Annotated in this window: 17 protein-coding genes; 2 read left to right on the forward strand and 15 right to left on the reverse strand. The window is 69.7% G+C overall.

Annotation, left to right across the window (positions count from 1 at the left end):
* Positions 1–25 precede the first annotated feature (25 nt).
* A complete protein-coding gene (locus tag AB0E63_RS05680; protein ID WP_360361873.1) occupies positions 26–1,120 on the reverse strand; it encodes a glycerate kinase in 1,095 nt (364 codons plus the stop codon).
* 61 nt (positions 1,121–1,181) lie between these two features.
* Between AB0E63_RS05680 and AB0E63_RS05685 the strand changes: the two genes are divergently transcribed.
* Positions 1,182–1,574 carry a VOC family protein gene (locus AB0E63_RS05685; RefSeq protein ID WP_360361876.1) on the forward strand — a complete coding sequence of 131 codons (393 nt, stop codon included), beginning with the start codon at positions 1,182–1,184 and terminating at the stop codon, positions 1,572–1,574.
* Positions 1,575–1,577: 3 nt separating this feature from the next.
* On the opposite strand, the gene AB0E63_RS05690 is transcribed toward AB0E63_RS05685, so the two are convergent.
* The 9 genes from AB0E63_RS05690 to AB0E63_RS05730 form a co-directional block, all read right to left on the reverse strand.
* Positions 1,578–3,008 carry a serine hydrolase gene (locus AB0E63_RS05690; RefSeq protein ID WP_360361879.1) on the reverse strand — a complete coding sequence of 477 codons (1,431 nt, stop codon included), beginning with the start codon at positions 3,006–3,008 and terminating at the stop codon, positions 1,578–1,580.
* Positions 3,009–3,065: 57 nt separating this feature from the next.
* Positions 3,066–3,698, reverse strand: a complete 633-nt coding sequence (locus AB0E63_RS05695) for an SRPBCC family protein (protein WP_360361882.1) — start codon at positions 3,696–3,698, stop codon at positions 3,066–3,068.
* A complete protein-coding gene (locus AB0E63_RS05700) occupies positions 3,695–4,549 on the reverse strand; it encodes a xanthine dehydrogenase family protein subunit M (RefSeq protein WP_360361885.1) in 855 nt (284 codons plus the stop codon). The genes AB0E63_RS05695 and AB0E63_RS05700 overlap by 4 nt, the downstream gene beginning before the upstream one ends.
* Positions 4,546–6,930, reverse strand: coding sequence for a xanthine dehydrogenase family protein molybdopterin-binding subunit (locus AB0E63_RS05705; RefSeq protein ID WP_360361887.1), 2,385 nt, complete (start codon positions 6,928–6,930; stop codon positions 4,546–4,548). The genes AB0E63_RS05700 and AB0E63_RS05705 overlap by 4 nt, the downstream gene beginning before the upstream one ends.
* Positions 6,927–7,397 (reverse strand): (2Fe-2S)-binding protein, encoded by a 471-nt coding sequence (locus AB0E63_RS05710; protein WP_360361890.1) that lies wholly within the window; start codon positions 7,395–7,397, stop codon positions 6,927–6,929. The genes AB0E63_RS05705 and AB0E63_RS05710 overlap by 4 nt, the downstream gene beginning before the upstream one ends.
* Before the next feature lie 101 nt (positions 7,398–7,498).
* Positions 7,499–8,620, reverse strand: coding sequence for an XdhC/CoxI family protein (locus tag AB0E63_RS05715; RefSeq protein WP_360361893.1), 1,122 nt, complete (start codon positions 8,618–8,620; stop codon positions 7,499–7,501).
* On the reverse strand, positions 8,613–9,704 hold the full coding sequence (locus AB0E63_RS05720; RefSeq protein WP_360361896.1) for a VWA domain-containing protein: 1,092 nt from the start codon (positions 9,702–9,704) through the stop codon (positions 8,613–8,615). The genes AB0E63_RS05715 and AB0E63_RS05720 overlap by 8 nt, the downstream gene beginning before the upstream one ends.
* 7 nt (positions 9,705–9,711) lie before the next feature.
* Entirely contained in the window at positions 9,712–10,587 is an 876-nt protein-coding gene (locus AB0E63_RS05725; RefSeq protein WP_360361899.1) for a MoxR family ATPase, read from the reverse strand.
* A gap of 38 nt (positions 10,588–10,625) precedes the next feature.
* The gene (locus tag AB0E63_RS05730) at positions 10,626–11,231 is read right to left on the reverse strand and encodes a nucleotidyltransferase family protein (protein WP_360361902.1); all 606 of its coding nucleotides are present in this window, start codon (positions 11,229–11,231) and stop codon (positions 10,626–10,628) included.
* Between the two features lie 82 nt (positions 11,232–11,313).
* On the opposite strand from AB0E63_RS05730, the gene nadA reads away from it, so the two are divergent.
* Entirely contained in the window at positions 11,314–12,495 is a 1,182-nt protein-coding gene (nadA, locus tag AB0E63_RS05735) for a quinolinate synthase NadA (RefSeq protein WP_360361904.1), read from the forward strand.
* A gap of 198 nt (positions 12,496–12,693) precedes the next feature.
* On the opposite strand, the gene AB0E63_RS05740 is transcribed toward nadA, so the two are convergent.
* The 5 genes from AB0E63_RS05740 to AB0E63_RS05760 all read right to left on the reverse strand — a co-directional run bounded on the left by AB0E63_RS05740 (position 12,694) and on the right by AB0E63_RS05760 (position 16,624).
* Entirely contained in the window at positions 12,694–13,635 is a 942-nt protein-coding gene (locus AB0E63_RS05740; protein ID WP_360361907.1) for a type IV toxin-antitoxin system AbiEi family antitoxin domain-containing protein, read from the reverse strand.
* A gap of 238 nt (positions 13,636–13,873) precedes the next feature.
* Positions 13,874–15,061 (reverse strand): glycosyltransferase, encoded by a 1,188-nt coding sequence (locus tag AB0E63_RS05745; RefSeq protein WP_360361910.1) that lies wholly within the window; start codon positions 15,059–15,061, stop codon positions 13,874–13,876.
* On the reverse strand, positions 15,061–15,477 hold the full coding sequence (locus AB0E63_RS05750; RefSeq protein ID WP_360361913.1) for an adenylyltransferase/cytidyltransferase family protein: 417 nt from the start codon (positions 15,475–15,477) through the stop codon (positions 15,061–15,063). Before AB0E63_RS05750 ends, AB0E63_RS05745 begins: the two co-directional genes overlap by 1 nt.
* On the reverse strand, positions 15,477–16,202 hold the full coding sequence (locus tag AB0E63_RS05755) for a CDP-alcohol phosphatidyltransferase family protein (protein ID WP_360361916.1): 726 nt from the start codon (positions 16,200–16,202) through the stop codon (positions 15,477–15,479). Before AB0E63_RS05755 ends, AB0E63_RS05750 begins: the two co-directional genes overlap by 1 nt.
* A complete protein-coding gene (locus AB0E63_RS05760; protein ID WP_360361919.1) occupies positions 16,199–16,624 on the reverse strand; it encodes an adenylyltransferase/cytidyltransferase family protein in 426 nt (141 codons plus the stop codon). The genes AB0E63_RS05755 and AB0E63_RS05760 overlap by 4 nt, the downstream gene beginning before the upstream one ends.
* Positions 16,625–16,643: the final 19 nt, after the last annotated feature.

The raw sequence follows: 16,643 nt of genomic DNA on the forward strand, positions 1-16,643 counted from the left end.
ATCAACTACCCCGGTCGCAGGCTGGTCAGCGGGCCCAGGTCCGGGCGACACGCTCCGCAACCGCCGCCAGCGAGCCGTGCGGATCCGCGAAGGCCCGCTCCTCCCCCACCGCGTCGACCAGCGAGTACGCCGACTCGACGCCCATCGTCCGCATCTCGCGGGAGCCGATCTGGACCTTCCCGGCCAGTACGACGCACGGCCGCATCGCGTCGTTCGCGACCTTCGCCACACCCGCGATCACCTTGCCGTCGCGGGACTGGAAGTCGAACGCGCCCTCGCCACTGAGCACCAGATCGACGCGGGAGGCCTTCTCCTTCAGCCCGGTCAGCTCCGCGACCAGGTCGATGCCGGACACCCGTTCGCCGCCGAGCAGCAACAGAGCGTAGCCGAGGCCGCCCGCAGCGCCGGCGCCCTTCTTGTCCGCGGTCTTCCGGTCCGCCAGTTCGGCGAAGTGCGTCAGCCAGCCGTCGACCGCGGGTTTGCGGTCGTCGGTGATCCCCTTCTGGGTGCCGAACACGTTGGTCGCGCCGCGCAGTCCGAGCATCGGGTTCTCCACGTCACTCGCCGCGACGAACTCGATCCCCGCCATCCGCGTCCGAGCCGGCTCGAGATCCACCGAACTCAACCCGGCCAACCCAGTAGCCCCCGCATCCAGTTGTCCCCCAGCTGCGGTCGCGCCCAGCGCGGCCAGGAGTCCGGCGCCGGCATCGTTCGTACCGGATCCGCCGAGGCCGAGGATGATCCGCTTCGCCCCGGCGTCCACCGCGGCCGCGATCAGCTGACCCACGCCGTACGTCGTCGCGTCCTCGGGCCGGCGGTCCTTCGGTTCCACCAGGTGCAACCCGCACGCCTGCGCGGTCTCGACGTACGCCGTCTCGCCCGCGAGCAGCACGGTCGCCGGGGTGTCCCCGCCGAGTGGCCCGCGGACGGTGACCGAGAGCAGCGTCCCGTCGACGACCGCGGACAGTACGTCGATGAACCCGGGACCGCCGTCGGCCATCGGCGCCACCAGCACCTCGGCCTGCGGATCCCGCCGCCGCCACCCCTCCTCGATCGCTGCGGCCGCCTCCACAGCGGTCAGCGTGCCCGCGAACTTGTCCGGCGCAATCAGGATTCGCATGCCGACATCCTCCCGCACGGCCTCCGTTGACGTACGCCGGTGCCACCAGTTGGATCGGCAGATGAAGACGATCCTGTTCGCGCTCCGGGTCAGCGATCTCGACCGTTCGCTCGCGTTCTACCGGGCAGTGGGCTACACCGAACTCGGCACCGTGCCGTTCGAGGACGGCTCCAGCCTGGTGTGGCTGAAGCTCGACGACGAAGCCGCGGTCTCGCTCGAGCTGGTGCACCGGCCGGCCGACGGACCGGTCGAGGTGCGCGGCTTCGAACACTTCGCCATCGAGGTCGACTCGCTCAGCACCACCATCGAGCGCCTGGCCGCGTCCGGCCTCGAGCCCGCGCCGCCCGAACTCCCCGGAGGACCCGACGGCCCGAAGACCTCCTGGCTCACCGACCCCGACGGCTACCGGTTCGAACTGGTCGAATGGCCTCCTGGCGGAGCGCCGACACCCTAGAAGTCACGACCTGTTCGGGCGGGTGATCAGGTCGGGCGACAGCTGCCAGAGCAGGCTGGCGCCGACCAGCGGCACGAGGTTCCACGTTGCGGTCGCGCGGCCGTCGGCGACGGTGATCCGGACCCGGCTGGGAGTGGTGATGACGTAGAGGTCGGCAACGAAAACCCCACCCTGCCAGCCGCCGGACGCGACGACCGGTCGGCCGAACGGGCGGCTCTCCCGCCATTCACCGTGCCCGACGTCCACCGCGAACGTGGTGCCGTCCGCTTCCAGCCGCACCGACCAACCGTCCGGCACGGCTTCGAGCGACAGTCGCGATCCAAGGGGCAGCGCAGCATCCTCTGTCGGTCCGTCGACGACCGCGATCGCGCTGTCCTGCGGCCGATGCTCACCGATGACCAGAGGCAGTGCGAGTCCGCGCATTCGATCGCCGAGCTTCGAGTCCAGCCCGTGGTCCACCGGCTGGTCTATGGCCGGGAGCAGACAGTCCCAGACGCCATCGAGTACGGCCTGCGCGTCCGTCACGGCAGCCGTGATCGCGACGACCAGGTCCGCGCTCGGTACGACGAGGCACAACTGCCCCATCGCGCCGTCGCCGCGGAAGCCGTGGCGCGACATCCAGAACTGATACCCGTAGCCCTGCAGCCAGTCCGCCGTACGGGAGTCGTCGTCGGACAGCACGGTCTCGACGTGTTTGCGGGTGGCCAGGTCGATCCACTGCCGTGACACCAGTTGCCGATCGCGCCATCGTCCGCCGCGCAGCAGAAGTTCGCCGAACGCCGCCACCGCCTCGGTGGTGAGGTGCAGCCCGTGGAAGCCGAAGGTGGCACCGCCGGCGACGCGCTCCCACTCCGCGACGGTCACTCCCATCGGTGCGAACAGCCGCTCGTGCACAAGGTCGGGCAGGGTACGGCCGGCGACCCGCTCGACCATCCGGGCCAGGAGGAAGGTGGTCGCGTTGTTGTACTGGTGCAGCGATCCGACCGGGTCGTTCGGCTCGATCCGGAGGAAGCCGCGGACCAGATCGGCCGGTTCGAGGTCCCAGGCATCCTCGAGCAGGTCGTGCGTGTGGCCGGTCGACATGCTCAGCAGGTGGTGAACGGTGAGCTCTGCGGACCGTGGCGGCACCGGCTCGGGTACGTGCTCGGGCAGAACGTCGACCACCCGATCGTCGAGCGCCAGCAGGCCGTCGTCGACAACGAGTCCCACCGCGATCGCCGTGAACGACTTGGTCAACGAGTAGAGCAGGTGTGGTCGGTCGGCCGAGTACGGCGCCCACCAGCCTTCGGCGATCACCTGCCCGTGCCGGAGCACGACCACCGAATGACATTCGAGCGCCTGCTCGTCCCACCGGTCCAGCAACGCCATCAGTCCGGCCGAATCGACGCCTTCGCTAGCTGGTGTGGAGCGGGGCAGCAGCGGACTCTGGCTCATTCCGCCGATTCTCGACCCCCGTCGACGAAGTGACCACCGGATTTTCGGGCGGTGGGGTCAGCGGCGGAGTAGTCGACGGAGGACGAGGGCGACGACCGCACCGATCAGGTACGGGCGGGCGCGTCGAGCCAGGACGGGCAGCATCGTCGCCCCGAGGTTGAGCGCCCCAGCACTGGAAGAGGATGCTTCAGTAGACGGCTCCGGAGGTGTGGTGGATTCGGTGGTCGGCTCACTGACCGAGGCTGGTTCTTCCAGTTTGGTGGCGAGGCAGGCGGTGAACTTGTCCAGGAGTTGGTTGGAGACATCCTGGATCAGACCGCGGCCGAACTGGGCGGGCCGACCGGTGATGACGAGGTCGGTGTCAACAGTGACCTCGGTGGCGTCCGTCCCGGATGCGGTCAGCTGGGCAGTGACCCGCGCGGTCGCGGTGCCGTTGCCGCGGCGGTCCTTGCCCTTGGCCTCGATCACAGCATGGTGCTTGTCCTGGTCGCGTTCGACGAAGCTGCCGTTCCCGGTGTACTGCAACGCCACCGGCCCGAGCTTCACCGTGCACGAGCCGGTGAACCCGTCACCGTCGTACGTCGTCAGGGTGGCGCCGGGAAAACACGGCACCACCCGTTCGAGGTCGTTGAACGCGGCCCACGTCTGCTCGATCGGAGCCGGTACGACGAACTTGTGCTCCAGCCTCATCCGGTACCTGCCGCGGCCAGGACCGCCCGCCGGGTGAGCACCGTCGCCAGGTGCCGGCGGTAGTCCGCATCACCGTTGAGGTCGGTCACCGGAGACGTCCCGTCCGCCGCCCGGGCCGCGGCCTCCCGCACCGCCTCGGCGGTCGCCGGCCGGCCGATCAGCGCCTCCTCGACCGCGGTCGCCCGGATCGGCGTCGACCCCATGTTGCCGAGCCCGACGCGTGCCTCCGCGATCGAGTCACCGTCCAGCCGGACGGCCGCCGCGACGGAGACGATCGACCACGCCTGGGCGACCCGGTTGAACTTCTCGTAGTGCGCTCCCCAGCCGGTGTACTTCGGCACCCGGACCTCGACCAGCAGTTCGTCCTCGGCGAGCGCCGTACTGAACACCCCCTGGAAGAAGTCCGGCGCGGCGACGGTACGACGACCGCCAGGCCCGGCGATCACGAACGACGCGTCGAGCGCGACTGCCACCGCGGGGAGATCACCCGCTGGATCGGCGTGCGCCAGCGAGCCGCCGAACGTGCCGCGATGCCGGATCTGCGGATCCCCGACCGTTGCCGTTGCCAACGAAATCAGCCGGGCATGCTCGCCGACCAGCGGATCGGACTGCACCGTGCTGTGGGACGTCATCGCGCCGATGACGATCGCGTCCCCGTCGTCACGGACGCCTTGCAGTTCGCCGATCTTCCCGAGGTCGACGATCGTCTCCGGCGCAGCCAGCCGCAACCGCAGCACCGGCATCAGGCTCTGGCCGCCCGCGAGCACCTTCGCGTCGGAGTGCTCGCGCAGCAACCCGACCGCCTCGTCCACCGACGACGGGCTGAAGTACTCGAACGCCGCGGGAATCATGACTGCGCTCCTTCCTGCAACGCCTTCCACACGCGGTACGGCGTACAGGGCATCGGCACGTCCGTCACACCGAGGTGCCGGACCGCGTCGATGATCGCGTTGACGACCGCCGGAGTGGACGCGATCGTGCCGGCCTCGCCGACGCCCTTCACCCCCAGCTGGTTCGTCGTCGCCGGAGTCTCCGTGCGGGCCGTCTCGAACCTGGGCAGATCGGGCGCAGCCGGCACCAGATACTGGTCGAACGACCCGGTGACCAGCGTGCCGGAGTCGTCGTGCACCGCCTCCTCGTAGAGCGCCTGCGCGATGCCCTGCGCCAGACCGCCGTGTACCTGGCCCTCGACGATCAATGGATTCACGACGACCCCGACGTCGTCGACGCTCACATACGACCGGATCGTCGTACCTCCGGTCTCGGTGTCGACCTCCACCGCGCACAGGTGCGTGCCGTGCGGGAACGAGAAGTCCTCCGGGTCGAGGGTCGCGTCGGCGTCCAGGCAGGCTTCCGCGGCGCCGCCCATCTTGTGGCCTTGGAAGACCGCGAACGCGAGCTCGGCCATCGTCATCCCCGACTCGGTGCCGCGGACGCCGTACCGGCCCGCCGAGAAGTCGAGATCGTCGACATTCGCCTCGAGCAGGTGGGCCGCGATCGGCTTCGCCTTCTCGATCACCTTGTCGGCCGCGGCGAGCACGGCCATCCCACCGACGGACAGCGAGCGAGAGCCGTACGTGTCGAGTCCGCGCGCGGCGATCTGCGTGTCACCGTGCAGGACTTCGACATCCTCGAAGGCGACGCCCAGCCGGTCGGCGACCAACTGGCTCCACGCCGTCTCGTGCCCCTGGCCGTGCGGGCTCGTCCCGGTGATCACCTCGACCTTCCCGGTCGGCAGCATCCGGACCGCCGCGTGTTCCCAGCCGCCGCCGACGTACCCCATCGAGCCGAGCCAGCGCGACGGCGCCAGTCCGCACATCTCGGTGTACGTCGAGATCCCGATGCCGAGCTGGACCGGGTCGCCGGACTCGCGCCGCTTCAGTTGCTCCGCGCGCAGCTCGTCGTACCCGAAGAGCTCCTTGGCCTTCGCGGTCGCCGCCTCGTAGTTGCCGGAGTCGTAGCGCAACCCGGACACCGTCGCGAACGGGAACTCCTCGTGCTTGATCCAGTTCCGCTCGCGGATCTCCAGCGGGTCGACGCCGACCCGGACCGCGAGCTCGTCCATCAGCCGCTCGATCGCGTACGTCGCCTCCGGCCGGCCGGCGCCGCGGTAGGCGTCGGTCCAGGTCTTGTTGGTGAAGACGTTGGTGATGCCGAGACGGTACGACGGGAACTTGTAGATGCCGTTGTACATGAACGCCCCGAGCAACGGGATCGCCGACGTGACGAGACCGAGGTAGGCGCCCATGTCCGCGATCAGGTCGACCTTGAGCCCGGTCACCGTGCCGTCGGCGTTCGCAGCCAGCGTGAGCTTCTGCCACTGGTCCCGGCCGTGGTGCGCGGCCATCAGCGACTCGGACCTGGTTTCGGTGTATTTACAGGGCTTTCCGGTCCGGCGGGCCGCGATGACCGTGAGTACTTCCTCCGGCGTGAACTGGAGCTTGCCGCCGAAACCACCGCCGACGTCCGGCGCGATCACCCGGATCTTGTTCTCCGGGATACCCAGCACCAGCGCGATGAAGATCTTCACGAAGTGCGGCACCTGGGTCGACGACCAGACGGTCATCTGTTCGGTGGTCGGATCGACGACGATCGAGCGCGGTTCCATGAACGCCGGGATCAGCCGCTGCTGGCGGATCTCCTTCTCGATCACGATCCCGCCGTCGCGGGCCGCCGCGATCGCAGCGTCCACGTCGCTACCGGTACCGGCCTCGGCCGAGTCGTAGGACCAGACTGCCGACACGTTCGTCCCGAGGTCCGGGTGGGCGATCACCTCGTCCGCGGCCGCGGACCGCAGGTCGAGCGCGGGTGTGAGCTCCTCGTAGTCCACGTCGACCAGGTCGGCGGCGTCGTTCGCCTCGGCCGCGTTCCGGGCGACCACCATCGCAACGATCTCACCCGCGAACGCGACATGGTCGACCGCCATCGACGGGTGCACCGGCGCCTTCTGGTCCGGGATCACCGCCCACGCGTTCGGCAGGGCGCCCTGCTCGTCGGCGACGTCCGCACCGGTGATGACGGCGACCACACCAGTGGCCGCTCGGGCCGCCTCGGTGTCGATGGCGGTGATCCGGGCGTGCGCGAACGGGCTGCGGACCATTGCGACGTGCAGCATGCCGGGCAGGACGATGTTGTCGGTCCAGCGGGTCCGGCCGGTGATCAGCCGGGCGTCCTCCTTGCGCCGGCGCGGCGCGCCGACCTCGGTGGCCGGGCGGTCCTCGGTGGTGGTCATGAGGCACCTCCCGCAGCCGCCGCGGCACGGACAGCCTTGACGATGTTCTGGTAGCCGGTGCAGCGGCAGAGGTTGCCTTCGAGCCCGAGCCGGACGTCGTCCTCACTCGGATTCGGATTGTCGGCCAGCAGATCGAGGGATTGCATGATCATGCCCGGCGTGCAGTATCCGCACTGCAGAGCGTGGTTCTCGTGGAAGGCCTGCTGCATCGGGTGCAGCTGCCCGTTCGTCGCGAGACCCTCGATCGTGGTCACCTCGTGGCCGTCGGCCTGGACCGCGAACAGTGAACAGGACTTCACGCTCCGCCCGTCCAGGTGGACCGTGCAGGCGCCGCAGTTGCCGGTATCGCAGCCGACCACGGTTCCCGTCTTTCCCAGTTGCTCGCGCAGATAGTGCACGAGCAGCGTGCGCGGCTCCACATCGTCCGTGAAGCTGCTTCCATCGACCTTCACCGTGATCCGGGTCATGCCCCGCCTCCAGATGGTCAGCAACCGCCGTACCCCGATCGTGCTCCGGTGTGATGTCGACCACAAGAGATCGCAGTTGCTTCCGTCAACGCCGGCGCGGGTCAGTGGTGGATCGGTCCGGAGTTCGCCGACAGTGGGTGGCCGGAGCCGGACCAATGGTGAGCGATGATCTCGGCGGCGATGCTGACGGCGGTCTCCTCCGGCGTACGGGCGCCGAGGTCGAGGCCGATCGGGCTGGAGAGACGGGTCAGTTCCGCATCGGTGAGACCGGCCTCGCGGAGGCGCTTCAAGCGGTCGTCGTGCGTACGCCGCGAGCCCATCGCGCCGATGTACGCGACGGCCGGCAACCGGAGTGCGACCTCCAGCAGGGGTACGTCGAACTTCGGGTCATGGGTGAGCACACAGATGACGGTCCGCTCGTCGAGCCGACCGGCCGCGGCCTCGGCGCCCAGGTAGCGATGCGGCCAGTCGACGATCACCTCGTCGGCCGACGGGAAGCGTGAAGCGGTCGCGAAGACGCCGCGCGCGTCGCAGACCGTCACGCGATATCCCAGGAAGGACCCGAGCCGCGCCACCGCCGCCGCGAAGTCGATCGCGCCGAACACCAGCATCCGCGGCACCGGCGCGTACGACGACACGAAGACCCGCATCCCCTCGCCCCGCCGCTGCCCGTCCGGCCCGTACTCCAAGGTCTCGGTCCGCCCGTTCGCCAGCAACCCGCGGGCATCGTCGACCACCGCGTCGTCGGCCCGCTCCGAGCCAAGACTCCCGGCGGCCGGCCGGCCCTCCGGTCTGACCACGAGCCGTCGCCCGACCCGCTCCGGATCCGGATGCGCGACCACAGTCGCCACCGCCACCGGACGTCCCGCGGCGATGTCCGCTGCCACCTCGGCGAGCTCCGGGTACGACGTCCTGTCGACGCGCTCCACGAACACGTCGATGATGCCGCCACACGTCAGCCCGACCGCGAACGCCGACTCGTCGCTCACGCCGTACCGCTGCAGGATCGGCTCGCCGGACTCGAGGATCTCCTCGCCGAGTTGGTACACCGCGCCCTCGACGCAGCCGCCCGACACACTGCCGACCGCCTCGAGGCCGGGACCGACCAGCATCACCGCTCCTGGCGGTCGCGGCGCCGACTCGAAGGTCGCCACAACGGTGCCTACGGCAACCGACTCCCCCGCGGTCCACCACGTCATCAACCGCTCGAGCACCTCACGCATCGGCGACCACCTCCAGAAGGTCCGCGAAGCTGGCCAGGCTGTGACCGGCGACGAGCTCGTCGACATGCGGCAGGACGGCAACGATCCCGGCCTGCACCGGCAGGTACCCAGGCTTGCCCCGATGCGGATTCAGCCAGACCACACGATGCGCCAGGCCGGCCAGCCGCCCCAACTGCGCACCGAGCAACGCGGCGTCACCGCGCTCCCACCCGTCGCTGCACACCACCACGACAGCACGTCGCGCCATCCCCCGCTGCCCCCACCGATCCAGGAACACCTTCAGCACCTCGCCAAGCCGAGTGCCACCCGACCAATCCGGTACGACGTCCCCCGCGGACCGCAACGCGACCTCCGCATCGCGGCGACGCAGCGCCGGGGTCACCCGGGTCAGCCGGGTGCCGATGGTGAAGACCTCCACCGATCGCGGGGCTTGCTGGACCATGGTGTGCGCGAGCCGCAGCAGGCTGTCGGCGTACGGGCGCATCGAACCGGAGACGTCGATCAGTACTACGACCCGGCGCGGGCGCGAGCCGCGCCGGCGGTAGTGGACGCGGGCCGGCTCGCCGACCTGTCGCAGCTGGGCGCGGAGCGTCCGCCGGGGATCGATGTCGCCGCGATGGGACGGACGCCGGCGGACAGCCCGTCGTACCGGGATCCGCGGCCGGAGTGTGCCGAACAGTCGCGCCAACTCGGCCCGATCGCTCGGCGACAACTCAGCTACGTCGCGGTGCCGGAGGACCTCCGTAGTACTCGCGAACACGTTGATCGACCGGTCGCCATCCTCCCCCGCGGCGGTGTCGTCGGCGTCGAGCGCGGCCTGCACCGAGGCTTGCGGCGTACGGCGGACTGTCCCGCCGGTCCGCTCGCCGGAGAACCAGGCCGCGAACACCTCGTCGTACCGGGCTTGGTCGTCGGGTCCACCGCACAGCGCGGCCCGGCCGGCCCAGTACACGTCGGCGGTGACCGCCGCGTCGAGAGTGGCGACCGCTTGGAGGAAGAGGTGGACGCGGTCGGCGGTGACCGGCAGACCCGCGTGCCGGAGGGCCGACGCGAAGCCGGCCAACGCGAGGTCCGGTGCGGTCATCGTTGCGTCAGCTCCCCAGCAGCCGGTCGAGCGACGCGCGGACCCGGTCCGTGTCCTCGCGGTACTTGAGCACCGCGCCGAGCGTGGCGGCCGCGGTCTCCACGTCGAGGATGTCCGTCCCGAGCGCGTCGAGCGCGCGAGCCCAGTCGAGGGTCTCCGCAACACCGGGCGGCTTGAGCAGATCGAGCTCGCGCATCCGCTGCACCGACCGGGCGACCTGTTCGGCGAGCCGGTGCGACACGTCCGGCAGCCGGGTCCGGACGATCTCGACCTCGCGGGCCAGACCGGGGTGGTCGATCCAGTGATAGAGGCAGCGCCGTTTCAGCGCGTCATGGATCTCCCGGGTGCGGTTGGACGTGAGGACGACGATCGGCGGCACGTCGGCGGTGATCGTGCCGAGTTCCGGGATCGTCACCTCGTTGGTCGAGAGCACCTCGAGCAGGAACGCCTCGAACTCGTCGTCGGCGCGGTCGATCTCGTCCACGAGCAGTACGGCGGGACTCTCGCGAAGGGCCCGCAGGACCGGGCGGGCGAGCAGGAACCGCTCGTCGAACAGGCTCTTCTCCACCTCTTCGACGACCGCGTCGGAACTGGTCGCCTCCACGGTGCGCAGGTGCAGGATCTGGCGCGGGAAGTCCCAGTCGTAGAGGGCTTGGGACGCGTCGATGCCCTCGTAGCACTGCAGGCGGATCAGCTGCACGCCGAGCGCCTCCGCGAGCGCGCCGGCCAGCGAGGTCTTGCCGGTGCCGGGCTCGCCTTCGAGCAGCAGCGGGCGGTGCAGTGCGAGCGCGAGATAGCCGACCGTGGCCAGGCCCTCACCGGCCAGATACCCGGTCCCACGAAGACGCTCGGCAAGCTCACCCGCGGAACCGACGGCGTTCATCTGACCAGAATCACCCGCGCGCCCGACATTGCCAAGGTTCAGCCCGCGCGATGCCCGTCCGGCAACTGGTCGACCGCATCCACATCAGCCCCCTCCGCGACATCCCCACACTCGATCTCCACGACTGGATGCTCCCGCAGGTACACGCGTGCCCCCGCATCCCCCTCAGCCGTCGCGATCACCCCGTCCCAGTGCTGTTTTGCCAACAGCACCGGATGTCCCGGGAGCCCGTCGTACACCGCTCGCGCCAACCCGGAGTCGTCCGCCGCGACCCGGCGTACGGCCTCGATTGTCAGCCCAGGAACATCGACGGGGACGACCAGTACGGCGTCGGCGCCGGCCACACCCGCGGCCTCCGGCCCGGCAGCGGACCGCAGGGTTGTCAGCCCGGCGCGCAGCGAGGCTCCCATGCCTTCCGCCCAGTTGGTTGCCTCAACAACCTCGACCGGCTCGTCGGCGAGCTCGGCCCGCACTTGGTCGGCGGCGGCTCCGACGACGACCAGGATCGGCGAGCATTCGGCGGCGACGAGCAGGCGGACGACACGGACGACCCACGCGACGCCGGCCGGGTCGCGGACGAGCGCTTTCGGGCCGCCCATCCGGCGGCCGGCCCCGGCGGCGAGCACCAGTCCTGCGATCTTCACTCTCGGAGGGTACCGATTTCACAGTCTGGGCAGTGACGTGTACCACGCGGTCGCGGACGCTCGGCGTGGCACGATATCTGACGTGACGACGATCGCAGATGGCGCGAAGTCCCTCCCGTTGCTGTTCCTGGGGCAGAACACCGACCCGCACTCCGAGCGCGGTGTCGAGTGCCCAGGAGCGCTCCCGCCGGCCTCCGACCCGGACCTGGTCGAGCGGGCCCTGAAGGCGAAGGCAGCGCTGGGTGACCAGGTGTTCGTGCTCGGGCACCACTACCAGCGCGACGAGGTGATCCAGTTCGCGGACGTCACCGGTGACTCGTTCAAGCTCGCCCGGGACGCGGCCAACCGGCCGGACGCGCCGTACATCGTGTTCTGCGGTGTGCACTTCATGGCCGAGTCCGCCGACATCCTCACCAACGACCAGCAGACCGTGATCCTGCCGGACCTCGCGGCCGGGTGCTCGATGGCGGACATGGCGCGGATCCAGCAGGTCGAGGCGGCCTGGGACGCGCTCGCCGACGCCGGTGTCGCGGACGTGACCGTGCCCGTCACGTACATGAACTCCAGCGCCGACATCAAGGCGTTCTGCGGCCGCAACGGCGGCGCGGTGTGTACGTCGAGCAACGCGGACACCGCGTTGGAATGGGCCTTCGAGCAGGGCGAGAAGGTGCTCTTCCTGCCGGACCAGCACCTCGGGCGCAACACCGCCGTACTGAAGATGGGCATCTCGCTCGACGAGTGCGTCGTGTACGACCCGCACAAGCCGGGTGGCGGTCTGACCCGTGAGCAGTTGGCCGCGGCGAAGATGATCCTGTGGCGCGGGCACTGCTCGGTGCACGGCCGTTTCACGGCAGCCTCGGTCGACGACGTACGCGCGCGCATCCCTGGCGTCAACGTGATCGTGCACCCCGAGTGCCGGCACGACGTCGTCACGAAGGCGGACCTGGTCGGCTCGACCGAGTACATCATCCAGACCCTCGAGACGGCCGAACCCGGCACGTCGTGGGCCGTCGGCACCGAACTCAACCTGGTCCAGCGCCTCGCCAAGCAGCACCCCGACAAGAACATCGTGTTCCTCGACAAGGCCGTCTGCTACTGCGCCACCATGAACCGGATCGACCTCCCGCACTTCGTCTGGGCCCTCGAAAACCTGGTCGCCGGCCACGTCGTCAACCCCATCAAGGTCGACCCCGACACCGAGAAGTACGCCAAACTAGCCCTGGACCGCATGCTCGCCCTCCCCGGCAAAACAGCCCGCGACTGACCCCGCCGACCCACCGACCCCGCCGACCCACCGACCCGGCGGGCTGCCGTTTCAGGGGTCAACCCCGGAAGGAGTGGGTAGGCCCCGCGTAATTCGGCTGCCGAACCCACCACTTCCGGGGTCAACCCCTCAACGGTCAGCAGGCGGCGCGGGCGGGCGGCGCCGGAGGGCGGGCGGGGCGGGGCGGGTGGGTGGGTGTCAGGCGGTACGGCGTGAGCGAGCGAAGGCGGCCCGGATTCGAGATATGGTCCGGGACGGATGATCGAGGTCGGACCAGGTGATCCGGACGACTTGCAGACCCCGAGCACGAAGCCTGTCCTCACGGGCCTTCTCCCGCGTCAGCACGTCTGCCGATCCCCCGGCGTACTTGAACATGCCGTCGAACTCGACAACCGTCTCGTACTCCGGAAAGTCGAAGTCGACCCGGGCGATGAATCCGTCCTCGTCGTAGTAGACGGCCTGCAGCATCGGCCTCGGCAAGCCGTGGTTGTACATCAGCACCCGCAGTCGCGACTCGCCGACGGACTCCGCCAGGGCGTCGCCGAACTCGATCGCTGACCGCGCTGTAGGACTCCCCGGCCAGAACTCTGTCAGGCCCAGCAGCCTCAGCAACTCTTCGCCGCCGAGGCCGTGATCCCGCAACGCGGCATCAACGATGACAACAGCGGCCTCGAAAGACGTCGTACAGGCAGTCTCCAGCACAGCGCGGGCGAGCGTGGTGACGGGCAGGCCGTCGCGCTCGGTGAGGTCGGTCGGCGACAGCTTGCCGCGGTGATACCGGACACCTGCCACCGGACCGCTGTGCCTGCGCTCGTCCAGTCGACTGAGCTGGACCTCGGACAGGTCGAGTCCCCACTGCGGCAACTGGTGCAGGACGAGCGCCGACTGGTGGCTGACGGCAACCGATCCGGGCCGCAACGAGTTCATCGCCGCATGCAGGAGGCGCCGGTGTCGATAGAGCTGCCGGTCCCACGGCTGCAATGCGGACAGGTCGACCACCTCGGAATACTGGCCGTGGCGGATGCGTTCCCACCGGCCGGCCCGGACACGGTCACGAAACTCATGCAGTGTGTACCCGGATGCCAAGGCCTGACTCCGGCTGAACACTCCACCCTGACTGGCCGCAACCAGTTTCAGCATCGGATTCACCCACCCAGGATGGCCTGAACTGACTGCTGCCCGGCGCCGCGCCTGTGGATAACCCAGCCCACCCCTGACCCACGTACGTCGGCCGGCGGGCAACGTCGTACCCCACCGAGAACGAGTGCCTCGTCCCAACCCCAGGGGCTGACCCCTCAACGTGTGGGTTGCGCCAGGAGATTTTGGGTCCGCAACCCACCCGATCAGGGGTTGACCCCTGAAACGGGGCCCGGTGAGGTCACTGCGAGACGCGGGCTGGGGTGTACCAGGTGGCGAGGATGTCGGGGAGGCGGTCGGGGCCCCAGCGGTCGACCGGGGTGATGCGGCCGCGGAGGGATGCTAGGCCTTTGGCGAGTTCGCCGACGACGTCGCCTCGCCACGGGACGGTGACGCCTTCGCCGGGGCCGACGATGACGGCGGGGCCGCCGCGGTCTACGCAGACCACGGGGCAGCCGGAGGCCAATGCCTCGGTGACGGCCCAGCCGGCGGCTTCGCGGAGGGCGGGTGCCAGGAGGGCGTCGGCGCGGAACATGGCTGCGAGGACGTCGTCGCGAGGTAGCTGGCCCATGAACTCGACGCGGTCGCGGACGCCGAGCTCCTCGGCCAGTCGCTCCGCGCGGCGCCAGTCGGGGCCGTCGCCGATGATGCGTAGTTCCCAGTGCGAGGCTTCCGGGCGGGCGAGTGCGCTGATCCCGAGCAGCACGCCCTTCCACGGGATCAGCCGGCCGACGAACAACGCCGTCTTGATGCCCGGGGCACCGAACGGCTCGTACGGCCCGGACGCCGTGAACCGCCGGATCGCCACGTTCGGCTGCACCACGATCTCGCGCGCGTACGGGCGGAACGCGTCGGCCACATCATTGTTCTGAGCAACCATCAGGTCGGCGCTGCGGGCCAGCTTCCGGCCCGTGACGCGACGCCGGAGCCCGGTGTACGTACGCCGTACCAGCTCGGCCACCACCCCGCGCGGCCCGAGCCAGTGCGCCATCGAGAGCGGCGCCGTCGTGGACCCGCCGACCGGTCCCCAGATCACCTTGGCCGACGACTCCTCGACCACGCCGGCCGCCATCCAGTCGACCGCGAACGTCAGGTGGTGGATGACGTCGAACGAATGCTGCGCATGGAGCTGCCGGGCGGTACGACGCGCCAGCCCCTGCCAGAGCGGGTAGTACCAATAGACGTCCGACGGCCGCCGACGCAAGCGCAGAATCCACCGCGGCAGCTCGAGCGGTACGACGGTCAGCGCCGGAACCGGCCGGATCGCCAGCTCCTCGGCGATCTCGTGCGCGAACTTGCCGCGGGTCAGCAGCCACACGTCGTGGTCCCGCGCGGCAGCTTTCGCCCAGGCCCAGCCGGCCCCCGGCTCGGAGCCACCCTGCGGCCGGCAGGCGTACGCGCTGAGCAAGACCTTCGGCCGGGCCGACATCAGCTCATTCCCTCCAGGAGCCTGCGCAGATCGGTGCTGGACGTCGAGGCGGTGTACGGGAAGTAGTGCACCTGCGCACCGACCTCACCGAGCAGCCTCTCCAGTCTCATCCCCTTCTCGGTGCCCTTCCAGTCATCACCTTTGAAGAGAATGTCGTAGCGGAGCTGTTTCCACATCTCGAATTTGTCGCTGGACCAGTCGCTGACCACCTCGTCGACCAGGCCGAGCGCGCGGACGACGTCCATCCGCTCGTCGTGCGGGACCACCGGCGGCCGGCCCTTGATCCGGGCCACCACGTCGTCCTGGACGACGCCGGCGATCAGGTGGTCGCAGTGCTCCCGGGCCCGGCGCAGGATGTTCAGGTGACCGATGTGGAACATGTCGTAGACCCCGGGCGCGTAGCCGACGGTCCCCATCAGGCAGGCACCCCCAGAGCCGACATCTCCCGGTACCACTTCGCGATCGCCGCGGCCAGGAACAGCAGGTTGGCGGCGAGCAGAGCGCCGTACAGGACGACGAACAGCGACGGCGTACCGAAGGTCAGGAAGACCAGGCACAGCACCCCGTAGTCGGTCGGTGCGATGAACAACGACTTGGCGACGGAATCCCCGCGCTCGTTGGGCTTCTGGGTACCGCCGTGCCGCCGGCGCAGCTGGTCGATCAGGATCAGCCCGAAGAACAGCACCGACGACAGGCAGACGTAGGCGAGCGGGATCAGCAGCACCGCCTCGTTGCTGAAGGCATCGAAGCGGAAGAACGAGATCAGTACGGCGCTGTGCAGCAGGACGATCTTGATCGAGTCGATCATGTGGTCCAGCCATTCGCCGAGCGGCGACCCACCACCGCGCAACCGGGCCAGCTGCCCGTCCGCGGAGTCGAGGCCGTACCCGAGCACCAGCAGCGCGGTCACCGCCAGCGCGAGCGTCAGCGACGGACGGACCAGAGCGATCAGGACGGTACCGGCCAACGAACAGAGGCCGGACGCCACGCTGACCTGGTTCGGCGTCCGGTGCCCGAGGAACGCGGCCGCGGCGAACACCCGGCCGATCCGCCGGTTGATGAACCGCGAGTACGCCGGCGTCCCCGCCGACGGCTTCTGGGCCCGGGACAGCTGCCCGACCGTCTCCCCCAACCTACTCATGCGACGGAGCTACGGGACTGGCGCTGGTCGATGGCGGCGCGCAGGATCGGGCTGCGGGAGTCGCGGCCGAGCGGCAGGACGGTGATCAGCTCGGCCGGAATCCCGTCGAGCTCCTCCACTCCCAGCACGCCGTCCAGGCGGCTCGCAGCGAACATCGTCCGAGCCCCCAGTACGCCGGTCAGCCACTCCGGCCGCACGCCGTCCACCACGACCACCTCGTCGACGCACCGCAGGTGCTCGATGATCTGGACCCGCTCGACCAGCGGCACGAACGGCCGCTGACCCCAGGCGTCGATCGCCCACTCGTCGGTCAGCACACCCACCACCAGCCGGTCGCAGACCCGGCGGGCCCGCTCCAGCACGTCGACGTGGCCGACGTGGAACAGGTCGAAGACCCCGGCCAGACATCCGATCCGCGACAAGCTTCCATCCCCCAGAAAC

It is taken from the genome of Kribbella sp. NPDC026596 (assembly GCF_040638415.1).
GTDB lineage: Bacteria > Actinomycetota > Actinomycetes > Propionibacteriales > Kribbellaceae > Kribbella.